Source organism: Novosphingobium oxfordense (assembly GCF_044029435.1).
Classification (GTDB): Bacteria; Pseudomonadota; Alphaproteobacteria; order Sphingomonadales; family Sphingomonadaceae; genus Novosphingobium.
In genome coordinates, this window is the sequence record NZ_CP147008.1 from 24,520 (window position 1) to 47,079 (window position 22,560).

Annotated in this window: 20 protein-coding genes; 6 read left to right on the forward strand and 14 right to left on the reverse strand. The window is 65.4% G+C overall.

All coding sequences use genetic code 11. From position 1 onward, the window contains the following. Positions 1-35 precede the first annotated feature (35 nt). Both WBP07_RS23195 and WBP07_RS23200 read right to left on the reverse strand, forming a co-directional pair. The gene (locus WBP07_RS23195; protein WP_395397443.1) at positions 36-2,264 is read right to left on the reverse strand and encodes a TonB-dependent receptor; all 2,229 of its coding nucleotides are present in this window, start codon (positions 2,262-2,264) and stop codon (positions 36-38) included. Between the two features lie 253 nt (positions 2,265-2,517). Continuing rightward, positions 2,518-3,177 (reverse strand): M23 family metallopeptidase, encoded by a 660-nt coding sequence (locus WBP07_RS23200; RefSeq protein ID WP_395397444.1) that lies wholly within the window; start codon positions 3,175-3,177, stop codon positions 2,518-2,520. A gap of 141 nt (positions 3,178-3,318) precedes the next feature. Here WBP07_RS23200 and WBP07_RS23205 point away from each other — a divergent pair, with 141 nt between their 5' ends. After that, positions 3,319-4,152 carry an EamA family transporter gene (locus WBP07_RS23205; RefSeq protein ID WP_395397445.1) on the forward strand — a complete coding sequence of 278 codons (834 nt, stop codon included), beginning with the start codon at positions 3,319-3,321 and terminating at the stop codon, positions 4,150-4,152. Positions 4,153-4,189: 37 nt separating this feature from the next. Here the strand turns inward: WBP07_RS23205 and WBP07_RS23210 are convergent, their stop codons facing one another. Beyond that, complete coding sequence (locus tag WBP07_RS23210) at positions 4,190-4,777, reverse strand: isochorismatase family protein (protein ID WP_395397446.1); 588 nt, start codon at positions 4,775-4,777, stop codon at positions 4,190-4,192. A gap of 82 nt (positions 4,778-4,859) precedes the next feature. On the opposite strand from WBP07_RS23210, the gene WBP07_RS23215 reads away from it, so the two are divergent. Both WBP07_RS23215 and pncB read left to right on the forward strand, forming a co-directional pair. Then, positions 4,860-5,591: an NrtR DNA-binding winged helix domain-containing protein gene (locus tag WBP07_RS23215; protein WP_395397447.1), complete on the forward strand. Its 732-nt coding sequence runs from the start codon at positions 4,860-4,862 to the stop codon at positions 5,589-5,591. Between the two features lie 11 nt (positions 5,592-5,602). Then, positions 5,603-6,907: a nicotinate phosphoribosyltransferase gene (gene pncB / locus WBP07_RS23220; protein ID WP_395397448.1), complete on the forward strand. Its 1,305-nt coding sequence runs from the start codon at positions 5,603-5,605 to the stop codon at positions 6,905-6,907. 48 nt (positions 6,908-6,955) lie between these two features. Here the strand turns inward: pncB and WBP07_RS23225 are convergent, their stop codons facing one another. The 10 genes from WBP07_RS23225 to WBP07_RS23270 all read right to left on the reverse strand — a co-directional run bounded on the left by WBP07_RS23225 (position 6,956) and on the right by WBP07_RS23270 (position 17,929). Continuing rightward, complete coding sequence (locus WBP07_RS23225; protein ID WP_395397449.1) at positions 6,956-8,188, reverse strand: molybdopterin molybdotransferase MoeA; 1,233 nt, start codon at positions 8,186-8,188, stop codon at positions 6,956-6,958. Beyond that, positions 8,185-8,964 (reverse strand): uroporphyrinogen-III C-methyltransferase, encoded by a 780-nt coding sequence (gene cobA, locus WBP07_RS23230; protein ID WP_395397450.1) that lies wholly within the window; start codon positions 8,962-8,964, stop codon positions 8,185-8,187. The genes WBP07_RS23225 and cobA overlap by 4 nt, the downstream gene beginning before the upstream one ends. Next, complete coding sequence (nirD, locus tag WBP07_RS23235; RefSeq protein ID WP_395397451.1) at positions 8,961-9,296, reverse strand: nitrite reductase small subunit NirD; 336 nt, start codon at positions 9,294-9,296, stop codon at positions 8,961-8,963. The genes cobA and nirD overlap by 4 nt, the downstream gene beginning before the upstream one ends. Before the next feature lie 5 nt (positions 9,297-9,301). Next, positions 9,302-11,830 (reverse strand): nitrite reductase large subunit NirB, encoded by a 2,529-nt coding sequence (gene nirB / locus WBP07_RS23240; RefSeq protein ID WP_395397452.1) that lies wholly within the window; start codon positions 11,828-11,830, stop codon positions 9,302-9,304. Positions 11,831-12,201: 371 nt separating this feature from the next. Continuing rightward, on the reverse strand, positions 12,202-12,423 hold the full coding sequence (locus WBP07_RS23245; protein ID WP_395397453.1) for a hypothetical protein: 222 nt from the start codon (positions 12,421-12,423) through the stop codon (positions 12,202-12,204). Positions 12,424-12,523: 100 nt separating this feature from the next. Continuing rightward, entirely contained in the window at positions 12,524-13,291 is a 768-nt protein-coding gene (locus WBP07_RS23250; protein ID WP_395397454.1) for a transporter, read from the reverse strand. A gap of 151 nt (positions 13,292-13,442) precedes the next feature. Then, a complete protein-coding gene (locus WBP07_RS23255; protein ID WP_395397455.1) occupies positions 13,443-14,282 on the reverse strand; it encodes a hypothetical protein in 840 nt (279 codons plus the stop codon). Positions 14,283-14,533: 251 nt separating this feature from the next. Continuing rightward, positions 14,534-15,817: a nitrate/nitrite transporter gene (locus WBP07_RS23260; RefSeq protein WP_395397456.1), complete on the reverse strand. Its 1,284-nt coding sequence runs from the start codon at positions 15,815-15,817 to the stop codon at positions 14,534-14,536. Positions 15,818-16,139: 322 nt separating this feature from the next. Beyond that, on the reverse strand, positions 16,140-17,351 hold the full coding sequence (locus WBP07_RS23265) for an ABC transporter substrate-binding protein (protein WP_395397457.1): 1,212 nt from the start codon (positions 17,349-17,351) through the stop codon (positions 16,140-16,142). Beyond that, entirely contained in the window at positions 17,348-17,929 is a 582-nt protein-coding gene (locus WBP07_RS23270; RefSeq protein WP_395335835.1) for an ANTAR domain-containing response regulator, read from the reverse strand. The genes WBP07_RS23265 and WBP07_RS23270 overlap by 4 nt, the downstream gene beginning before the upstream one ends. 404 nt (positions 17,930-18,333) lie before the next feature. Between WBP07_RS23270 and WBP07_RS23275 the strand changes: the two genes are divergently transcribed. After that, positions 18,334-19,224 carry a zinc-binding alcohol dehydrogenase family protein gene (locus WBP07_RS23275; protein WP_395397458.1) on the forward strand — a complete coding sequence of 297 codons (891 nt, stop codon included), beginning with the start codon at positions 18,334-18,336 and terminating at the stop codon, positions 19,222-19,224. A gap of 359 nt (positions 19,225-19,583) precedes the next feature. Continuing rightward, positions 19,584-20,414, forward strand: a complete 831-nt coding sequence (locus WBP07_RS23280) for an alpha/beta fold hydrolase (RefSeq protein ID WP_395397459.1) — start codon at positions 19,584-19,586, stop codon at positions 20,412-20,414. 176 nt (positions 20,415-20,590) lie between these two features. On the opposite strand, the gene WBP07_RS23285 is transcribed toward WBP07_RS23280, so the two are convergent. After that, a complete protein-coding gene (locus WBP07_RS23285; protein WP_395397460.1) occupies positions 20,591-20,716 on the reverse strand; it encodes a hypothetical protein in 126 nt (41 codons plus the stop codon). A gap of 163 nt (positions 20,717-20,879) precedes the next feature. Here WBP07_RS23285 and WBP07_RS23290 point away from each other — a divergent pair, with 163 nt between their 5' ends. Next, complete coding sequence (locus WBP07_RS23290; protein WP_395397461.1) at positions 20,880-22,478, forward strand: AsmA family protein; 1,599 nt, start codon at positions 20,880-20,882, stop codon at positions 22,476-22,478. The last annotated feature ends 82 nt before the right edge of the window (positions 22,479-22,560 follow it).

A 22,560-nucleotide genomic window follows, 5' to 3' on the forward strand; every position in this document is an offset into this window, starting at 1 on the left:
GTTTCCGGAAATTCGTTAAGTCAGACCTTCACGCCTCAGAAATTGACGCTGGCGCGCACGCCGTACGTGCGCGGCGGCTGGAACTGGTAGTTGTCGGTGAACGATACGAAGTTCTGCTGCGCGTAGGACAGCACGTTCTTGTCGAAGATGTTGCGCACGAAGGCCTGGATCTTCCAGCCGCCCACTGCCGGCTCATAGCTGAGCGAGGCATTGGCCAGGAAGAAGTCGTCCGTCTTGATATCCGGCACGTTGAAGACCGAGAAGTAGTAGCTGGACGAATACTTGCCGTCGACATGCGCGGTCACCTTGCCGCTGCCCACCGCGAAGTCCTGATCGATGAACGCCGTGGCGGAGAAGCTGGGCGCGTTCGGCAGGCGGTTGCCGCTGATGTCCACCGGATCGCCGTTGCCATCGTTGACGATGATGCCGTTGCCGAACTTGGTGTGCATGTAGGCGGCGTTCACGCCCACGCGGGTGTGATCGCCCAGCAGGGCCTTCACTTCGGCCTCGGCACCGAAGATCTTCGCGCTGCCGACGTTGAAGGTGCCGCTGCCGCCATCGATCACGGCCGAGGTCTGCGATGCCTGATAACCGCGATAGCTGGAATAGAACACGTCCGCGTTGATCTGCAGGGTATTGCCCATCAACGAGTTCTTGGTGCCCAGTTCGAAGGCATCCAGCTTTTCAGGCCCGTAAGGCACCGAAGCCGCACTGCCGTTCGAGTTGAACCCGCCCGACTTGTAGCCGCGATCGTACTTGGCATAGATCAGCGTGTTGGCCGTGGGGTGGTAATTCAGGCCCACGTGCCAGGTCGGCTGGCTTTCGCTCAGCTTGCCGTCGCCCGGCGTCACCAGCGTAAGCGGCGGTGCGAAGGGGCTAGCCAGTGCGGGCAGGAACAGCACGGCCTGGCCGGTACGGTCCTTCTTGTCCCAAGTGTAGCGGCCGCCGACACTCAGTTGCAGCTCATCGGTCAGCTTGTATTCGGCCTGGCCGAACACCGCCTGCGAACGCGTCTTGATCTTGTAGTCGAACTTGATGCCGTATTCGTCCGGCTGGCCCAGATCACCGAACTGACCGCCGGGCGCGAAATCGCCGGTCATCGCCAGGTTGTAGAGCCCGGAATCGACCGTGTTCTTCTCCTGGAAGTAGAAGTAGCCGGCCTGCACGAACAGGCGCGAGTTGGAATCGTTGCTGACGCGGAATTCGTGGTTCCAGGTCTTCGGCGTCTCGCTCTGCCGGAACTGGCGGTTCGCAGGGTATGAAGGCCCGGTTGCGTCCAGCACGTTCTTCCAGTGCTGCTCGTCATAACCGCCGGAATAGACGAAGTTCAGCAGGCCCGGCGTCTGATACGCCAGTTCCCAGCGGATGCGATCGCCTTCCAGCCGGGTGGAGATCGGCGTGTCGTTGGGGAACGCGCCAAGGTCCTTGAAGGACGGCTGCGGACCGCCCAGCGTGCCCTTCAGCTGCGCATCGCCGTGAACCTTGCGGGAATCGTGCTGGTACGAAACCCAGGCCGAGAAACCGTTGTTCTTGTAGAGCGCCTGCAAGCGGCCCGATGCGAAATCCTCGTCATCGCCGTCCTTGCCCGGACCATCCAGCTTGCGATAGCCGTCATGCGTGATGAAGGTGCCCGATGCGCGCACCGCGAAGGTGTCGCTCACCGCCACATTGGCCCCCATCTCGCCGGTGAAGGCGCCATAGTTGCCCACTTCGACAGTGCTGTAACCGCCATTGGTGAAGCTCGGGCGATTGGTGATGATGCTGACCAGACCGCCGGTGGAATTGCGGCCGTTCAGGGTGCCCTGCGGCCCCTTCAGCACTTCGATGCGCGCAAGGTCGTACATCGACGCGTTAATCGAGAACGGACGGTTGGTGTAGAACCCGTCGCGCGCGATCGGCACCGAAGGGTCGCCGATTTCGGTCACGTCGGTGGAGGCGATGCCGCGGATCGCGACGTAGGCTGCACCGGCGGAGGGTGAAATGTTCACGCTGGGATCGATCGCCGCCAGATCGCGCACCGACGCAATGCCGGCGTCGCGCAGTGCGTCACCCGAATAGACGTTCAGCGCAATCGGCGTGTCCTGTGCGGACGATGCGGTGCGGTTGGCGGTGACGATGATGTCGCCAAAGCCCTGATCCTGAGCCTGTTGAGCCTTATTCTGATCGCTTTGCGGCGCCGTTTCGGCGGCCTGTGCCTGCGCATTGGCCTGCGCTGGAATTGCCACAAGCGCAGACGTCGCCAGAAGCACGAATGCCAGTCTCATTTCTCTCTCCCTCCACGGCGGCGTCCTCTTGATGGAACCGCCTTTATAAAACCGGAATACGCATTCTAATTATGGAGCGAATCGCACGGCGTCAAGCGCGCTGAGCCATCGCGCTGATTCCAACGGCAAACGTGCCGAATGGACGGATTGGACGGGAGAAGGACAGACTTTCGAGATTGCCGGAAAAGCACGCGATCCCAGCAAGTTGGGCAATCCAGCGGCTCTAGGCTTCCACCCCGCTAGGTGCAGGTGGTCAGCGTCGTAAAGTCGTCGCAGGATCCACAGGGCGTCCGAAACGGCGCATTTCGTAATGAAGGTGCGGCCCTGTCGACAGGCCGGTGGAGCCCACACGGCCAAGGATTTCGCCCGCCCTCACCTCCTCACCCGCCGCCACGTTCACGCGGGAAAGGTGCGCGTAGCGCGTTTCCACCCCGTGCCCGTGATCGACCGTCACCGCCAGACCATAGCCGCCGTTCCAGCCCGCTGAGGTTACGCGTCCACCCGCCGTCGCGAAGACGCCGTCGCCGGCATGGGCCGCCAGATCCACGCCGTCGTGGAAGCGCGTACCGCCCAAGATGGGATGGTGGCGCATGCCGAAGCCGCTGGTCTGCTCACCCCCGCGCACCGGCCGCCCGCCGGGCATGGCGGCGTAAGGCCCAGAGTAAGGCCCAGAGTAAGGCCCGGTAACGACGACCAGCGAGATATCGATCGGCTCTGCATCGTCCGCAGCCATCCCACTGGCGCTGGCAGCCTCATAGACATGCGATGCCCTGCCACCGCGCAGGCCGGATGGGCGCACAGGCGCAGGCCGTTCCAGATCGTCCGACGAGATATCGATGCGATCCGCGTGTGCGGGACTGGCCAGCAGCATGCCGCCGGTGCAGCCACACAGGATCAACTTGCGGATGGGCATCCGTTCCCCTCCCCTGCAAAACGCGCAATCGATCCGCAGCTTACTCCTTCTCCGCGCCGAACGCGATTCCGTGATCGATGCCGACCTGCCCCGCGCCTTGACGGCCGCGGCCACGGCCATATGCAGGCGCAAGCAAGCGCCATGACCATCACCGTCTTCTGCATCATCCTCTTCGCCGCCGCGCTGCATGCCGGCTGGAACGCCCTTGTCAAAGGGGGTGAGGACAAGCTGCTGACCACGGTGCTCGTCACCGCCTCCGCCGCCGCGATTGCCGTGGCGGTCCTGCCGTTCCTTCCCGCGCCGGCACGGTCGAGCTGGCTGTTCATCGCTGCATCCAGCCTGCTTCAGGTGCTCTATTACGTGCTGGTCGCGCGCGCCTATGGCCTGGCGGACATGAGCGCGACCTATCCGCTGATGCGCGGCACCGCGCCGCTGCTGGTGGCCCTGGCGACCGCGACTTTCCTGCACGAACCGCTCTCGCCGGCGGCATGGATAGGCATCGCCGCGATCTGCGCCGGAGTGCTGGGTAGCGCGCTCCACCGCAAGGCGGGACATGGTCGCGGCATCGCGCTGGCCTTGCTGAACGCAGTGGTGATTGCCTGCGACACGCTGGTCGACGGGTTCGGCGTGCGCCATTCGCAGGCGCCGGCGGCCTATACGCTCTGGATCTTCCTGCTGACCGGCATTCCCCTTGCCGGCTGGGCGCTATGGGCAAGGCGCGAGGCATTCCTGCGCCAGGTCGCGATCGGCTGGAAACCGGGGCTTGCCGGCGGCTTGGCGACGATGGTTTCCTATGGACTGGCGCTTTGGGCGATGACTTTCGCGCCGGTCGCCGTCATCGCCGCCTTGCGCGAAACCTCGATCCTCTTCGCGACCGTCATCGCGGCGCTGATCCTGAAGGAAAAGCCCGGCCCTGCGCGTGTGGCGGGCGCCTGCCTGATCGCCGCCGGAGCCATCGTCCTGCGGCTGTCGTGAACGCCAATGTCTTGAACGCCGTTGTCTTGAACGCCCTTTAGGCGGTCAGTTCCACCCGTCCGCGCATTCCCAGATCCTCTGCCACGGCCTCGATCCCCTGCACGATCCCGCGCGTCAAGGCAGAAGGCAATTCCACATCGAACCCGCGCGCGATCAGGCCTTCAGCCGCCCAGCGCACGCAGAAATCGGCCGCGACGCCCACGACGGTAACCTGCGTCACGCCCTGATCGGCAAGGCGCTGAAAGAACCGGTCCCGGTCGATATCCTCGCCGCCCCGCAATGCGTGGACGCGCAGCCCGGCCTCCTCCCACATGTCGAAAACGCCCTTTTCCAGCGCGTAGACGGGGATTTCGGGGCCGATGGCAGCGGTATCGAGCACGCTTTCCCAACCGGGCGTGCCGCGCACGCAATGGATCGGGAACTGCGCCGCCTCGGCAGAGCCGGCATAGACATCCGGCACATGGGTATCGAACGTCATCAGCACGCCCGCCGTCTGCGCCGGATCCAGCGCGGACAGCCACTCGGTCATGGGCGCAACAATGGCTTCGGCGTCGGGAACCGGCAAGGCGCCCGATGCCATCACGAAGTCGCGCTGCATGTCCACCACGATCATGAAACCGGCCATCGTCTGCTTCCTTCTGCTCTGTCCGTTGACTTATATCTCATCTGCACATAAGTAAAGTGCATCCTGAATATAAGGGTGCAGCATGATCGAGAGCGAGGCAGATTACCTGAACCGGTACGATCCCGCTGCGTTCGACCGCCCTTCGATCGCGGTGGACCTGGTACTGATGTCGGTGATCGACGGCCTGCCCGCCGCGCTGCTGGTGCGGCGCGAGGAGCATCCCTTTGCCGGATCGTGGGCGCTGCCCGGCGGCTTCGTGCACATCGATGAGAGCCTGGACGATGCCGCCCGCCGCCTGCTGGGGGACAAGGCGCACATGGCGGACGCCTATATGGAACAGCTCTACACGTTCGGTGCGCTGGGCCGCGATCCCCGCACGCGGGTGATCTCGGTCGCCTATTTCGCCTTGCTCCCCGCCGACCGCTTCGCCGCGGCGCTTCGGGCCGACCATGGCCTGACGCTGGCACGCCTTCGCATGGACGAAGACGGCAACGTCGCCGCATCGACGGACGACGGAAACGGCGATACCGCGCTCCCTCTCGCCTTCGATCACGCGGAGCTTCTGAGCCACGCGATCCGGCGCCTGCGCGGAAAGATCGACTATTCGCCGATCGGCTTCGCCCTCCTGCCCGATCGCTTCACGCTGCGCGCCTTGCAGGATGTGCATGAGGCGATCCTTAGCGTTTCGCTCAACAAATCGGCATTTCGCCGCCGCATGCTCGATCGCGGCTGGCTGGAACCGACCGGAGAGCGCGTGACCGGCTCTTCCTTCCGCCCCGCCGAACTCTTCCGTTTCCGGCCCGTTTCCAGCTAAGCAGGGTTTCCATGGTCTATACCGATATCGCCACGCGCACCTACAACCACAACTGGCGGCTCGATCCGATCGTGCGCAGCCTGCTGGATACCGATTTCTACAAGCTGCTGATGCTGCAGATGGTCCGCCATCTCTATCCCGACGTCCATGCCACGTTCGAGCTTATCAATCGCACGAAGACGGTGCAGCTGGCTGAAGTGATCGACGAGGACGAGCTGCGCGCCCAGCTCGATCACGCGCGATCGCTGCGGTTCGGCAAGAAGGAACTGATCTGGCTGGCGGGCAACAGCTTCTACGGCAAGCGACAAATGTTCAGCCCGGATTTCATTGCCTGGCTGGCGACATTCCAGCTTCCCGAATACGAACTGCGCAAGGTGGACGGGCAGTACGAACTGCGCTTCCACGGCCCCTGGACCCACACGATGATGTGGGAAATCCCGGCACTGGCGATCGTCAACGAACTGCGTTCGCGCGCGGCGATGCGCGGACAGGGGCGGTTCGCGCTGGACGTGCTCTATGCCCGCGCCAAGGCGAAACTGTGGGAGAAAGTGGAACGGCTGGCCGACCTGCCGGACCTTGTGATTTCCGACTTCGGCACGCGCCGCCGCCACGGCTTCCTGTGGCAGCGCTGGTGTGTGGAGGCGCTGAAGGAAGGGCTGGGCAGCCGCTTCATCGGATCGTCCAACGTGCTGCTGGCGATGGATGCGGACCTTGAGGCGATCGGCACCAATGCGCACGAATTGCCGATGGTGCTGGCCGCGCTGGCCCCTGATGAAGAGGCGCTGGCCGCCACGCCCTATCGCGTGCTGAAGGACTGGCAGGATCACTATGCGGGCAATCTGCTGGTCGTCCTGCCCGATGCCTTCGGGACCGAAGCGTTCCTGCGCAACGCGCCGGACTGGGTGGCGGATTGGACCGGCTTCCGCCCAGACAGCGCGCCGCCCATCGAAGGGGGAGAGCAGATCATCCGCTGGTGGCAGGAAAAGGGCCGCGACCCGCGCGAGAAGCTGCTGATCTTCTCCGACGGGATGGATATCGACAGCATAGAGGCGACCTACCGCCACTTCCACGGCCGCGTGCGGATGAGCTTCGGCTGGGGCACCAACCTCACCAACGATTTCCGGGGCTGTGCGCCGTTCGCCACCGAAGGGCTCGATCCGATCTCGCTGGTCTGCAAGGTGGTGGAGGCCGAGGGCCATCCGGCGGTCAAGCTGTCAGACAATCCGGCCAAGGCGACCGGCGATCCGGCGGAAATCGAACGCTACCTGCGCGTCTTTGGCGCAGCCGGGCGCCGTGCCGCTGCCGTGACCGTTTGACGGCATGAGGCATCGCCCGGCCCGGCTTCGGCGGGACCGGGCGATGCGTCAGCCACTCGCGCGCAGGGCCAGCCCCGGCATGGGCTCCGCATCCTGCCCTGCCCCAGATCCTGACCCTGATATTGACCCAGCCCAACCCGCCAGATCGGCCGCGCGGGTGCCGAACTCGGTCTGGCGGCACAGCGCATTCGCACCCAGCAACGGGCTGAGCGCGGCGCTGTCCTCCATCCCGATCACGTCCACCTGCGCGACGTGACGACGCGCGAAGCGGACACGTTCGGCCCCCGCACCCCCAGTTGGGCGCGCGGCGTGGCAATGGCTCCATTCCAGCGCGGAGGGCAGACCCTGTGCCGCCAGCAGGGCCGGAACAAGAAACAGCTCCAGCGCGGCCAATGCGGCAACCGGATTGCCCGGCAGGCCCGCGACAAGGCGGCCGTCGCCCCAGCTGCCGAACCAGAACGGCTTGCCCGGCCGCATCCGCACGGCGGGCACCAGTACCTCCAGGCCCATCGGCAGGAGCGCGGACCGAACCCGGTCATGCCGCCCACCCGAAGCACCGCCCGTAACCACCAGCAGCCCGGCGTCCGACGCGCATGCCCGTTTCAGGATGCCGGCGTCGTCATCACGCGCCACGCCCAGATCGTCCACCTCCACGCCAAGGGCGGCCATCCGTGCCCACAGCGCCGGGGAAAGCGCATCATAATTGCCGCAAGCCGGTGCCTCATGCCCCGCCGCGACGATCTCGTCCCCCGTCGCCAGCAGCGCAACATGCGGCCGACGCGCCACGCGCAGGCGGGACAGGCCGGACGCAGCGAGCCGCGCGATGTCGAAATGATCGATCCGCCGCCCGGCCGGCAGCAGCATGGCTCCGCGCCGGAAGTCGCAACCTTGCCGCCGCATATCGCGGCCGGGCACGATCTCCAGCGCGGTGAGCATGCCATCGGCCACCACGCCCTGCTCACGGCGGACCACGGCACTGGCGCCGGCCGGGATCATGGCACCGGTGGAGATGTACACCGCCTCCCCCGCTTCCAGCGCCCGGTCGAAGGCGCAGCCCGCGCGGCTCTCGCCGACGATCCTGTATTGATCGCCACCCCAACCAGACAGCGCCCAGCCATCCATCGCCGCGGAATCGAAGCGCGGCTGGTCCCCCGTGGCAAACATGGCGCCCGGACAGAAACGCCCGTTGGCCTGACGCAGCGGCACTTCTTCGAACGCACAGGTTGCCGCGAGCGCATCGATAACCACGCGGCTTGCCTCATCGATCGAAAGCGCCGTCAAGCAACCTTCTCCCCGGCCATGTGACGCACCGTTTCGACGTATCTCGGGCCGACCGCCTCTCCGATCAGCAGCAGCGTGGGATCATCGTCACTGATCGTCGCGACGAGGAAAGCCAGCGCAGAGAGCTTGCCCCGGATCAGCCGCTCATTGGGGAGCGAGACGTTCACCGCGATCATCACCGGCGTATCCGGATCGCGCCCGGCCGCGATCAGCGAACGGCCGATGTCGCCCGCCGCCGCACGGCCCATGTAGACGCCCAGCGTGCCGCCCGGCCGTGCCAGCGCCTCCCAATCGAGCTTGAGCGGCTCGCCTGCCTTCAGGTGCGCCGTCACCAAAGTCAGCCCCCGCGCCACGCCGCGCAGGGTAAGCGATGCATGCCCGCTCGCCGCCGCCGCACTGGCCGTGGTCACGCCGGGGCAGATCCGCACCGGCACGCCTGCGGCGGCAAGGTGGTCCATCTCTTCCGCAGAGCGCCCGAAGACCGAAGGGTCGCCGCCCTTCAGCCGCACCACACGCTTGCCCGCCTTCGCGGCTTCGAGCAGCAGGTCGTTGATCGAGCCTTGCGCCTTGCTGTGCCGGCCGGATCGCTTGCCAACGCCGACCCGCTCCGTCCCTGCCGGGATCAGATCGAGCACGCCGGGGCCGACCAGCGCGTCATGGAACACCACGTCCGCCGCCGCGATCAGCCGTTCGGCCTTGCGCGTGAGCAAGTCCGGATCGCCCGGCCCCGCGCCGACCAGCCAGACCTCGCCCGGTTGGATAAGGACCGCGCTCAAGCCGCCACCTGCAAGGTCTGCGGGTGTGCGATCAGGATGCGATCGCCGTCCTGCCGCACCGCGATCGTTGGCGTGCAGCCCTTGTCCTCGCCCTGCGCCTCTCCGCTGGCGAGCGCGATGTTCCAGTTGTGCAACGGACAGGCCACCGAATGGCCATGGACGATGCCCTGGCTGAGCGGCCCCTTCTTGTGCGGGCACTCGTTGACGAGCGCGAAGACGCGGTCATCCCCGGTGCGGAACACGGCGATCTCCTTCTCGCCCACGATCTGCACGGTGCGCGCACCGCGCAGGGGAATGTCGGACAGAGTGCCGATGTCGATCCAGTCGTTCATGTCATTCACTCCGCTGCGGCCAGTTCTTGGGGTGCCAGGGGTTCGAGGTGCTGGTGCAGTTCGGCCTTCTGCCCGGCCGCACGTTCGGCCCAGGGGTCTTCCTGGCTGAAGCTCTGCGAATAGAGGAAGCGGGCGCGCAGGGCTTCGCGGCCCACTTCATCCTCAACGATCCGCTGTTTCACGTATTCGACGCCGACGCGCTCGATCCACGGTGCGGTGCGTTCCAGATAGCGCGCTTCCTCGCGGTAGAGCTGGGTGAAGGCGGCGCAGTAATCGAGCGCTTCCTGCTCGGTGGCCACCTTGCAGAGGAAGTCCGTGGCGCGAACGTGAATGCCGCCGTTGCCGCCGACATGGAGTTCATAGCCGGAGTCCACGCAAACGATCCCGAAATCCTTGATCGTCGCTTCGGCGCAATTGCGCGGGCAGCCGGAGACCGCGATCTTGAACTTGTGCGGCATCCAGGAACCCCAGGTCATCCGCTCCGTCTTCACGCCCAGCCCGGTGGAATCCTGCGTGCCGAAGCGGCACCATTCGCTGCCCACGCAGGTCTTCACCGTGCGCAGCGACTTGCCGTAGGCATGGCCGGAAACCATCCCGGCGGCGTTGAGATCGGCCCAGACGGCGGGCAGGTCTTCCTTCTTGATACCGAAGATGTCGAGCCGCTGCCCTCCGGTCACCTTCACCATCGGCGCATCGTATTTCTCCACCACATCGGCAATCGCGCGCAACTCGCGCGGGTTGGTGAGCCCGCCCCACATGCGCGGCACCACCGAATAGGTGCCGTCCTTCTGGATGTTCGCGTGCATGCGCTCATTGACGAAGCGGCTCTGCTGGTCGTCCTCGTACTCGCCCGGCAGCGCGCAAAGCAGGTAGTAGTTGAGCGCGGGGCGGCAGGAAGAGCAGCCGTCAGGCGTGGACCAGTGCAGCTTCTGCATGACTTCGGGGATCGACTTCATCCCTTGCGCCACGATCTCCCGCCGCACGTCGTCGTGGGTGAAGCTGGTGCACTTGCACAAGGTCTTCGGGCCGGACTTCACCTCTTCGCCCAGGGTCAGCGTCAGCAGGCTTTCGACAAGGCCGGTGCAGGAACCGCAGCTGGCCGAAGCCTTGCAAGTCGCGCGCACGGCATCGAGGCTGCAGGCACCGCCAGTGATCGAGGCGACCACCTGTCCCTTCGAAACGCCGTTGCAGCCGCAGACCTCCGCATCGTCGGCAAGCGCCGCCACGGCCGCCAGCGGATCGGCATTGCCGCCCAAAGCAAAGGCTTGCCCGAGGATGAGCGACTGGCGGATTTCCGAAACATCCTCGCCCTTCTTCAGAAGATCGAAGTACCAGTTTCCGTCCGCCGTATCGCCGTAGAGCACCGCGCCGACGACCTTGTTGTCCTTCACGACTACACGCTTGTAGACGCCGCGCGCGGCATCGCGCAGGACGATATCCTCACAGCCCTCCCCGCCCGAAAAGTCGCCCGCCGAAAACACGTCCAGCCCCGCGACTTTCAGCTTGGTGGACGTAACCGATCCGCGATAGCCGCTGTGCCGGTCGGTCAGGCCGTCGGCCAGGCTGCGGCACATGTCCCAGAGCGGCGCGACAAGGCCGTAGACATTGCCGTCATGCTCCACGCATTCGCCCACCGCCAGCACGGCGGGATCGCTGGTGACCATGTGATCGTCCACCTTGATGCCCCGGCCCACGTCGAGCCCCGCATCGCGGGCCAGCGCCGTGGAGGGCCGGATGCCGACCGCCATGACCACCAGGCTGGCGGGAATCTCGCGCCCGTCCTTCAGGCGCACACCCTCGACCTTGCCCTCGCCGACGATTTCGGCCGTGTCGGCGCCGGTCAGGATCGTCTGGCCACGGGTTTCCAGCGCGGTCTTCAGCAGCCAGCCCGCCGCTTCGTCCAACTGGCGCTCCATCAGCGTGGGCATCAGGTGGATCACGGTAACCTTCATGCCGCGCAGGCTAAGACCATGCGCCGCTTCCAGGCCAAGCAACCCGCCGCCGATCACCACCGCATCGCCGCCCTTGCCTGCCGCTTCCAGCATCAGGTCCACGTCGCGCATGTCGCGGAAAGAGATCACGCCGGGCAGGTCCTTGCCCGGGACCGGGATGATGAAGGGGTCGGATCCAGTGGCGATCAGCAGCCGGTCATAGCGCACCTTGCGGCCCGACTGCGCCGTCACAGTCTTCGCCGCGCGGTCGATGGCGACCACGGGGTCGGCCGTGACCAGTTCGATGCCGTTGTCGTCATACCATTCACGCGGATTGATGACGATCTGGTCGAACGTCTTCTCGCCCGCCAGCACGGGGGAGAGCATGATGCGGTTGTAATTCACGTGCGGTTCGGCGCCGAAGATGGTGACGCGGTAGCGCGATGCATCGCGCGCCAGCAATTCCTCCACCGCGCGGCACCCGGCCATGCCGTTGCCCGCCACCACCAGATGTTCGCGCACATCGTCGAACGGCACGATCAGCGCGTCCTCACAGTCCGTCGCCAGGGTCTGCTGGGGTTCGATCCCGTCCTGAAATTCCATTCCCGCGCCTCCAGAAAACTCAAAGGGGAAAACGAGAAAAGGCCGCCATCCAGACCCCCGGGCTTGAACCGGAAGTCTGGATGGCGGCCTTGCCATCGTTCGGGCCTCCACGCCCCGTCAGTGGGTCGCTTCGGTGATGTAGGAAGGACAACATCGTCCTTTGCAGTGCAGCATATGGAGAATCGCGCGAAGGCTCAAGCGGAATTCGTCATGGCTGGCGGAAGGATGAAAAGGCGCAGCAAAACGGGCCGGAATGGCCGTCTATCCGGCGATTGCGCACCGGCCGCGCGGCAAAGCCGGCGGTGATGCTTGCCTAGATTGCAGATGCGAAGGTCCGGCCGGGGGATGGCCGGACCTTCGCGATCAGAAGATCACGGACACTTGGTAAACTGCCCCTTCTTCGGGCCGGAGGAGAAGCGGCACTTGCCGTCCTTGCCCTTGGTCACCGCGCTGGAAGGCGCCTTCTTCGCAGTCGTGGAAGTGGGGCACTTGATGAATTTGCCATGGGCGTCCCGGCAGGAACCGGCCGCCAACGACGGTGTCGCCGCCAGCATTCCGGCAACGGCGACAATCGCGAACATCTTGCGAATCATATCGATCTCCTTCGATGCGCACCCGCCGGTAACTGGTGCTCTTCCGGAGCTTTCGTATCGATGAACTGCCCTCTCAGGGAAAAGGGCAGACCATGCTCCTTCAGAACCGCCGGGAGACGCCGAAGTAGACTTCCAGATCGTCGGCATCCCGGTCGAGCCCGGCATTGGCGCCCACGTCGAATTGCAGATTGTCGCGCGGTTGCCAGGCAAGCGACAGGCCGGACAGGTGCTGCACACTATGCCCTTCCGGATCGCGATCCGCCAGCACCTGATATTCGGCCGTGGCGGACCACTTGTCGCTCAGCGCCACAGATGCACCAACGGTTTCGGAAAAGGCGAAGTGGCGGCCATTGCCGTCTCCATCGACGGCGGCGTCGAACTCGGTCGTGGCGGAAAGGCTCCAGCTGTCGGACAGTTCGTAGGATAGCGGCACCAGCACGCCCGCACCCCAGTCCCCCGCGCCGATCGGCTCACGCCCGGTGGGCAGGGTGACATAGGGCATCACCGCCACCGACAGGCCGGAACCGTCCGGATTCGCCAGATTGCGGCGCAGCGCCAGCGTAACGTCGCCCGTGCCGCTGCGATGGTCGATCTCTCCGCTCAACCGGTCATGCGTGCGCGAAAAGCCCAGCATGCCCCAGCCCACCTGTACTTCGGCGTGATCGGCAATGCCATAGCGCACCAGCGCGTCGCCCACCGTGAAGGTATCCTGCCGCTGCGTATCGTCGCGATTGAGCGTCCAATCGCCCAGCCCCAGCTCCACCGAGAACTGGCCGGGCGCCATCGTACAGGCCGGCGTGCCGATGCCCGGACGATCGGTGCAATAGGGGCGATCGTCCGCCTGCGCGGCAGCGGGAAGCAGAACCATGCCGAGAAAGGCGATCCCGATACGGGCGATTTTGGTATGGCCGATTTTGAGGCGGGGGGAGGCAGAAATTCGCATAGGCCATCATAGCGGCAAATCGCGCGATATTCACGCCGGCACAGGGTTTTTCCGGCTCAGGCCCGGTTTCCCGCGGTTACCAGCCGCCGCTGTCCGTGGAGGAATCGTCCCACGATCCATCGTCGGAAATGCCGAAATCGTTGCCGCCCATATCCTGATTGATGTTGCCGGGATCGGCGCCGAAACCGCCCTCCCCGAACTGGCCCCCGAACTGGCCCCCGATCTGGCTCCCGCCCTGGCCCTCCCGGCGCTCTCCGGATCCGAACAGGCGGTCCACAACTTCCTCGCCCGCCGCGAAACCTGCGCCCATCGCCGCGCCGCTGGCCAAAGTGCCCAACAGGCCGGAGCCGCCCATCATGCCCCCACTCGTCATGCCTGCCCCCGGCATGCCTGCACCGGGCATGCCGTAGCCCTGCCCAATCCCTTGCCCGCCCCAAGGCCCCTGCGCGACGGAGGGCCCGATCGGCGCCGCGCGCCGCCGAAACATCAGGAACAGACCGATGGCAGCGGCACCCACCGCCAGGATCATGCCCCAGGGAAGGTGAAAGCCTGCCGCACGCGGCGCGACCGTTCCCGTCGCGACCATCCCCGCCGCGACTGGGCTGGTGGGGCCAAGCGCCAATTGCCGGTTCAGTTCCGCCACCGAATAGACGTCCGCGAACGGCAGCCCGGGGGCCAGTTGCTCTGCCCTGGCGAGTTCGCTGCGGCCTTGCGCCATGTGGTTTTCGCGGGCGTAGAGTTCCGCCTCCACATAGTGCGCCTTGGGGCTTTCCGGATGCTGCTTCAGCACTTCGGTCATCTTCGCCAGCGCCTGATCGACATGGCCGCCGGCAGCAAGCGCATGGATCTGATCGATGGACGGCTCGGCCGTCTGCGCGGCAGCCGGGGTCAGGGGCAGGAGAAGAAGGGCGGCCAAAATCGGGCCAACCAAAATCGGGGCTGCAAGGGGGCGGACTTCACGCATGGCATGTCTCGGCAGGGTCGGTTGCGATCGCAACGGCGGCCGGGAGTCGGCCGTCAACCTATGTGCTGCGCCCCGGGACATTGCGCGGAGTTCGCCGTATCCTGAATTATCGGTAACCTGCCGCGACGGACAAGCGAATGCGCGCGCCGCCAGCCGCAGCGCGCGCACTCACTGGAGCGGCATTTTCCGACTAGAAGCGCCGGTCAGATCCGCGCGGCGGTCTTCCACGTCGCCCGCCAGCGCGTCTTCACCAGCGCAACCGAAGCCAGCGCTACAACCGCAAGGCCGGCGAAGATCAGGAAACCGGGGGCGAAGCTGCCGGTGATCTGCTTGGCAAGGCCCAAGGAGCTGGCAAGGTAGAACCCGCCAATCCCGCCCGCCATGCCGACCAGACCCGTCATCACCCCGATCTCCGCCTGGAAGCGCTGCGGCACCAGCTGGAACACCGCGCCATTGCCCGTGCCCAGTGCAAGCATCGCCAGCACGAACATGCCCAGCGCGCTCGGCAACGAATGCGCCTGCGCTACACCGACCAGCGCGATGGCGGCCACGGTGTAGACCATCATCAGCGTCTTCACGCCGCCGACCCGGTCCGCCAGCGCGCCGCCCATCGGCCGCACCAGCGATCCGGCGAAGACGCAGCCCGCCGTGCAGTAGCCGGCAACGATAGTGGTCAGCCCGAACTGGTCGGTAAAGTAGATCGGCAGCGAAGCGGCAAGCCCCACGAAACCGCCGAACGTCACCGCGTAGAACGCCATCAGCCACCAGGCATCGGCCTGCTTCAGCGGCTCGAAATAGTCGACCAGCTTGCGCGGCGCGGGCTGGTTCGGCGAGTCCTTGGCAAGGATCAGGTAGACGACGAAGACCACCGAAAGCGGGATGCACGCCAGCCCCAGCACCGCGTTCCAGCCGAACGTCTTGGCCAGCATCGGCGCGAAAAGCGATGCCAGCACCGTGCCCGAATTGCCCATGCCGGCCAGCCCCATCGCCTTGCCCTGATGCTCGGCCGGATACCAGCGGCTCGCCAGCGGCAGGGCAATGGCGAAGCTCGCGCCCGCGAACCCCAGGATCACGCCCAGCGCCAGCGTGCCGCCGAAGCTGTTGACGCCCGTGAACCAGGCGAAGAACAGCCCGGCGATCACGATCAACTGGCTGATCGCGCCCGAACGCTTGGGGCCAATGCGGTCCACCAGCAGCCCGTTCACCACCCGCAGCAGCGCGCCCGCCAGGGTCGGCACCGCCACCATCAGCCCCTTTTCGGCGGGGGTGAGGCCCAGGGTCTTGGATATTTCCGGCGCCAGCGGCCCCAGCAGCACCCAGACCATGAAGGCCAGATCGAAATAGAGAAAGGCGGCGATCAACGTGGGCGTGTGCCCGGCCTTCCAGAAGCTGGTCGCCGGCGCTTCGAGTGCCGCGCCAGGTGCGGCTTCAGGTGCATTTCCGGCCGCTGTGGCCTCTCCGTCTCGTTCCCAGTAAGCGGTTGCCATCGTCAGGTTCCCCATAAAACGGACACGAAAAAAGCCGCAGGCCGGACGTCACCCCTTGGTGAGCCCGGTCAGCGGCTTTGCTGCGAAATTCGGTGAGGATGGCGCTCCACCGTTGGAGCAGCGCATCCGAGTATGGTCACGCGTCTTCGCGTGAGGCCTGCATCATCAGTCGATTCGCGCCATGTTGCAAGGCACAAAATTCAGACGTCGCCGATTGGCGTGGATCTGGAGGTTTACATCAAGACTCATGCTGCGCCGCCACAAGCGGTATCCCCGCCTGCGCGGGGATGACGAAAGGGGACTGGCGCCCCCCAAACCTCGATCAGCGGGCGGCGAAACCCGCCAGATAGTCGTCGATCCGCTCCGGATCGAACACGCGGCCGTCGAAGAAGCGATCCGGCCCCAGCGTCAGGTCCCCCTTGCGCGATCCGACCGCGAGCGGCGTGTTCACCGCGCCTTCCAGCTTCATGCTGGCACCCGGCATCGGCACGTCGCTGCCGGCCAGCGCGCGGCGGAACACGTCGGGCCGGAACACCGCACCGGCCTTGGCCGCCGTTTCCGGCGAATTTTCCGCCATGTTCCAGCGGACGAGCTGCGAATAGATCCACAGCGCCTGGCTGCGCCACGGGAACGAGGTCGCCTCGCGGGAGAACAGTACGAAGTCCGAACAATCGACCGCGCCGTCGCCCACGCGCGGAACGATCCGCCCGGTCAGCGCGCGCAGGATCAGGTCCGCCGGCTGATCGACATAGCGCGGATCGGCCAGCAGATCGGCCAGCGCCTCGCGATTGTCGGGCTCGTCGCACCACGCCGCAGCCCGGGCCAACGCGCGCAGCAGGCGATCGACCGTCTCCGGGTTCTCCTCCAGCCATGCCTCGCGGAAAGTCAGCACTTTCTCGACGCCGCGCTGCCAGATCCGCTCGCCGATGGCGACGGCCTCGGCCCGGCCGGAATCGATCGCGGCGCTGCCCCATGGCTCGCCGGCGATGAACCCGTCGATCTCCTCGGCATGGATCGCCTCCACCGTCAGCGAGGGCGGCAGCACGCGCAGCACCACGTCGCGATCGGGATCGATGCCCGCACTGGCCAGCCAGTAGCGCAGCATCAGCGCATGGCTGGAAAAGCGATGGACCACGCCGATCACCGGCTTGCGCCGCCACAGCCCGATGGCAGAGGCGAAATCGTGCGCGGTGCCCAGCGGATCGGCCAGACGGCGCACCGGATCGGGATCGAGCGCGGCGGCAAAATCGCGCGCCATAACCAGCATGTTGCCGTTGACGCCCAGCTTGTACGGCGCGGCCAGTGCGGCAGGCTGCTGGCTCAGCCCCAGCGTCACCGCCACCGCCAGCGGCGCCAGCATGTGGGCGGCCTGCACCTGCCCGTAGACCAGCCGATCGCGCAGTGTCGCCCAACTTGTCGTGCGCACGAGGTCCAGCGAAATGCCCTCTTCCTCGGCAAAGCCCCGCTCGCGTGCGACGGCAAGCACGGCCACGTCGTTCAGCGGCAGGAAGGCGATGCGCAAGTTGGTCGTCATAGTCCGCCTCCCAGCAGGTCGCTGGCGGTGATCAGCGCCTGCGCCACGTCCACGATCTTCTTGCCCTGGTTCATCGCGCTGGTGCGCAGCAGGTTATAGGCATCCTGCTCCGAGAGGCCGCGCTGGTTCATCAGGATAGACTTTGCGCGGTCGATCACCTTGCGGTCGCCCAGCGCCGTGCGCGCCTCTTCCAGCTCCGCCTGCATCTTCGAAAAGACGTTGAAGCGCCGCACCGCCAGTTCCAGCACCGGCTTCACGCGTTCCTTGCGCAGCCCGTCCACCACATAGGCGGACACGCCCGCATCGATGGCGGCACCGATCATCGCCTCGTCCGACTGGTCCACGAACATCGCGATCGGCCGCGCCAGCGCCCGGCTGACCAGCAGCATCTCTTCCAGCGTATCGCGGCTGGGGCTGCCAAGATCCATCAGCACGACATCGGGCGCCATGCGTTCCAGCCGCGCAACGAAAGCGCCGCGCGGCGGGACGATATGGATATCGTCATAGCCTGCCTCGCGCAGCCCTTCCTCAAGGACCGTCGCGCGCAGGCCGCTGTCGTCGATGATGACGATTCTCATTCCACCCCACCCGGTGCCAAGCGCCGCACATCGCCGAGCGGCGCGCCCGCGTCAATGCTGCACCGCAACCTTGTGAGGGAAACGCGGCCGCCGGCGCAATACAGCGGGATGGGAGCCGGGCACGGCGCAAGGATCGGTCGCGCTCAACCCGATCCGGCCCGGCACCCGAAGCCCCGCTCAAGGAACGAAAAGAAGCTTGCCCGGCCTCCGGCGGCCGCCATCGGGACGCCCCCGGACGATCGACTGCAACCTTGACCGGCAATGATTTCCGTCGGAATAGTCCGGCTATAAATCTTAGTTCTGATCGGGACAGGGATCGCTTGGAAGCCGTATTTTGGTCCAGATCGAAAGACCGCCCGCTGGTCACGCTAGGCGAGGCTCCCGCACCGGAAGCGACCTCAGATATGGTGCTGATCGAGGTCGAACTCGTGTCGATCGAGGCGGTCGACCTCGTGAAACTGGCGCTATACCGGCGAGCGAAAGTGGAAACGCCGAATGGCGCGATTGGCTGCCAGGCAAGCGGGACGGTGGTGGCCACAGGCCCTGCGGTCACCCGCTTCCAGCCTGGGGACCACGTGGTCGGCTACCACGCCCACGGCAGCCACGCCGAACTCTTTGCCGCGCCCGAAGCCTCCACATGGCACCTGCCAACGGGGATCGATCCCGCAATCGCCGCAGCCGCGCCTTTCACCCTGGCCGCGACGCACGGCACGCTTTTCGCACGCGGCGGACTGACGGCAGGTGAGACGATCCTCATCAATCACGCCACCAGCAGCCTCGGGATCGTCGCCTCGCAGCTAGCCGTCGAGGCAGGCGCGTCGGTGATCGGTATCGCCCGCGACAGCGCGCGCAGGGACCTGATTGCCGATCTGGGCCTGCACCATGTCCTCTCAGCGGAGCGGGACGATGTCTTTGCGCGATGCCTGGATCTGACCGGGGAGGAAGGCGTGGACTTCGTGTTCGACGTCAGCGCCGGAGAGCGCTTCGCGGACCTTGCCCGGCTCGTCAAACCGAATGGCAGATACGCGGCAGTTTCGGCGGCAGAAGGCCTACCCCGCCCCGCCTATGGGATGGACGGTGCCAATTCGCCGGATATCACGCCATTCGGCATCATGCCCGAAGCACCGATGGACACGCCTGCAACTCATGCCTTGGTTTCGGCAATGCTCGAACGCGTGGCCAGAGGGGAGATCCACCTCCCCATCGAGCACGAGTTCGCGCTGCGCGAAGCCGACGAAGCCTATGAGTTCATCCTGACCGGGCAACCTTTCGGCCATGTGGTGCTGCGCCCCTGAATCTCCCCCGGACGCGGGCACCGACTGCAACCGTACAATCCAATTGCGCGCCTCAGGTCGTAGTGCGGTCGCCCTTGCAAGTCGTTTCGCAAGTCTCGCCTGCCATACAGTGGGTTCCAGTGCCCGACCGGGGTTAACCCGCATTTCCGATACGCCAGCGGAAGGTATTTTGACGACCTCACCCAGGTCTCGATGCCAGCTTTTGACATTGAGGATGACCTCAAGCGTGCACCTCGCTTCGATTGTCAGTTTTGGCCACTCTTTTGTCGGAACTGCCGGTCACGATGCGGACCCGTCGCCGACATAATCCCGATCACGGAATGGAAGCGGTCCATCCGATTACTCGAGAGGCAACGATCATGGCGACGATCACCACCACCGACGGTATCGAGATCTTTTACAAGGACTGGGGACCGAAGGAAGCACCGCCCTTGTTCTTCCACCACGGCTGGCCGCTGAGCGCCGACGACTGGGACAGCCAGATGATGTTCTTCCTGGCCCAGGGCTTCCGCGTGATCGCTCATGATCGCCGCGGCCATGGCCGGTCGACCCAGACGTCCGAAGGCCATGACATGGACACTTATGCCGCTGACGCCGCGGCGGTTGTCGACGCGCTCGGCCTGACGGGCGCGGTTCATATCGGCCATTCGACGGGCGGCGGCGAGGTCACACGATATGTCGCGACCTATGGCCCGAAGCATCGGGTTGCCAAGGCGGTCCTGATTAGCGCGATCCGGCCGACATTCATGCAGTCCGCGCGGAATCCCGACGGCGTGCCCAAGGCAGTCGTCGACGGCATCCGCGACGGCACGGCAAATCATCGCTCTCAGTTCTATCAGGACATCACCATCCCGTTTTACGGCTTCAATCGCGAGGGTGCCGTCGTATCGCAGGGCATCCGCGACAATTGGTGGCGCCAGGGCATGATGGGCGCGGCCATCGCCCAGTGGGAATGCGTGCGCGTCCTGTCAGAGACCGAGTTCTTCGACGACTTGGCTGCGATCGAGGTGCCGGTGCTGGTGATGCACGGTGAAGACGATCAAATCTGTCCGTTCACCACCACCGGCGCGCGCTCTGTGAAGCTGGTCAAGGACGGCAGGTTGATCTCCTATCCCGGACTGCCGCACGGCATGCCGACCACCCATGCCGACATTATCAATCGGGACCTTCTCGCGTTCATTCAATCCTGAGCCATTCCGAAAACTGCCGAATTTTCAGCCTCCAAGCCGGGAGCGATCGGACGCTCCCGGCTCAGGCCCCGGCTCCGGCCCCGGCTCCATCTTCCGCCTCGGCGCCTCGGGCCGCCATATCCTGCAAACGATCCGAAGCAGCGTCGTGCGGGAACATTTCCCGGCACCGCTCGTCATCAAACGATGAACCAGGCCGCTGCGATACGCATCATTCGGAAGATTTCTATCGCTGCAATCGCCGTGCTCATTGCCCTGCTTCTCTTCATCGCCGCATTTCCGGTGTCATGGCTCAGGAATTCCATCGAGCATCTGTTGAGCGACAGGATCGGGAGCCCGGTCACGATCGCGTCGTTGGATCGCGAAACCTATTTTTCCCTGAACCCGGTGATGCGAGTGGCCGATATTCGGATGGCTCAAGCGCAATGGGCGGACTCGGGGGCCGGGTCGGGGTCGGGGTCAGGCAACATGGCCACGATCGGCCTGCTGCGGCTGAAGCTGCACCCGGCATCCCTGCTGACCGGGAGGATTGACGCCGACATACTCTCCGCACGCGGTGTCAGGCTGAACCTGATACGCAACGCCGATGGGCGAAAGAACTGGGAAAGGCCCGGATCGGGCCGCGAAACGGGCAATGACGCGGGGATGGCCATAGCGAGCATCGACGATGCGCAGATCTCCTATCGCGATGCCCTTCAGAAGCGCAGTTTCTCCATCTCCGTCCGGGTTACCCCCGAAACAGGGCTCACCGCAAAAGGCACCGGGCAAGTGGACGGCGCTCCGGTGCAAGTGGCTGTCCAGGGCGGCGTGATGGCAACCGCGCAGCCCTGGCCTTTCGATGCAAGGATCGAAGGTCCTTCGCTTGCAATCCATGCCTCGGGCCGGATGGCCGGGCCACTCCGCTTCGACGATATGGAATTTCGCATGGCCGCGCGGGCGGACGATCTGAAGCGGATCGACCGTATCATCGAAGCCGGTCTGTTCGGAACCCAACCCGTCGATCTCACCGCGCAAGTCACGCATAAAGACGCGGCGTGGTCCGTACGATCCCTGCAAGGAACCATCGGAAAAAGCGCGCTCGCCGGATCCGTGACCGCGCGCAAGCAGGGCGATCGGACCAAGCTGGATGGGCAAGTGCGGTTCGCCCGGCTAGATTTCGACGATCTGGCAAGCGACGCAGGCCATGCCCGGGCTCTGCAACTCGAACAAGCGCAGGGCCTACGGCTGGTTCCGAACACGCGGATCAATATCCGGAAAATCGACAGGACAGACGGCCGCATCGCCGTCAACATCGATCATGTCGTCGGTGGACGACGCCCTTCCTCGATCACCGATCTTTCGGCTGTGCTGACGCTGGAAAACAGGTTGCTGACGGTGGAGCCGCTGCGGATCGGCCTGAAAGCGGGGGCGATAACCGGCAAGGCGATCGTCGACCAGCGGGACGGACAGCCGGCCCCGCGCGTGACGCTCGCCCTCGACATGAAGCACAGCGACATTCCCGCGCTCGCAGGCGGAGGCAATGCCGAGGTGACCGGCCGGATAGACGGGCGGGTCAGGCTGAAAGGCATCGGCAGCACCATCCGGGAAGTGGTGGGCAATGCCGATGGCTCGATCGGGCTGGTGGCGCAATCGGGATCGCTTCCCACCAAGATCGCCGCGCTGATCGGGTTCGATATCGGCAAGGGAATGCTGGCGGGCGATGCCGGCCGTTCGTCGCTGCGCTGCGGTATCCTGAAGCTGGACATGCACGGCGGGCGGGGAACCGCCGATCCCTTGCTGATCGATACGAGCGTAAGCCAATCGCGTGGCACCGGCACGGTTACCTTCCCCGAGGAACGCCTTGCCCTCACCTTGAACGGCATGCCCAAGACCGACGCCGCGCTGCGCCTGCCCGGCCCCGTCAGCGTAAGCGGGTCGATCCGCGATCCGGCGATCGTGGTGCCGAGGCAGTCCAAATCGGTGGGCGCGATCGTCAAGATGATAGGCCGCGCGATCAGCGGGAAATCCGGGCCCATCGCACCGGATGCCGATTGTGCCGGCCTGATCCGCGCCACACTGGGAACATGAATGTGCAGTCACAGCAACTTGCCGTTTGATCGCGTGCGGCGACGTCAGTTCTGAATGGCGGCCATGACCGCTTCCGCCGCGA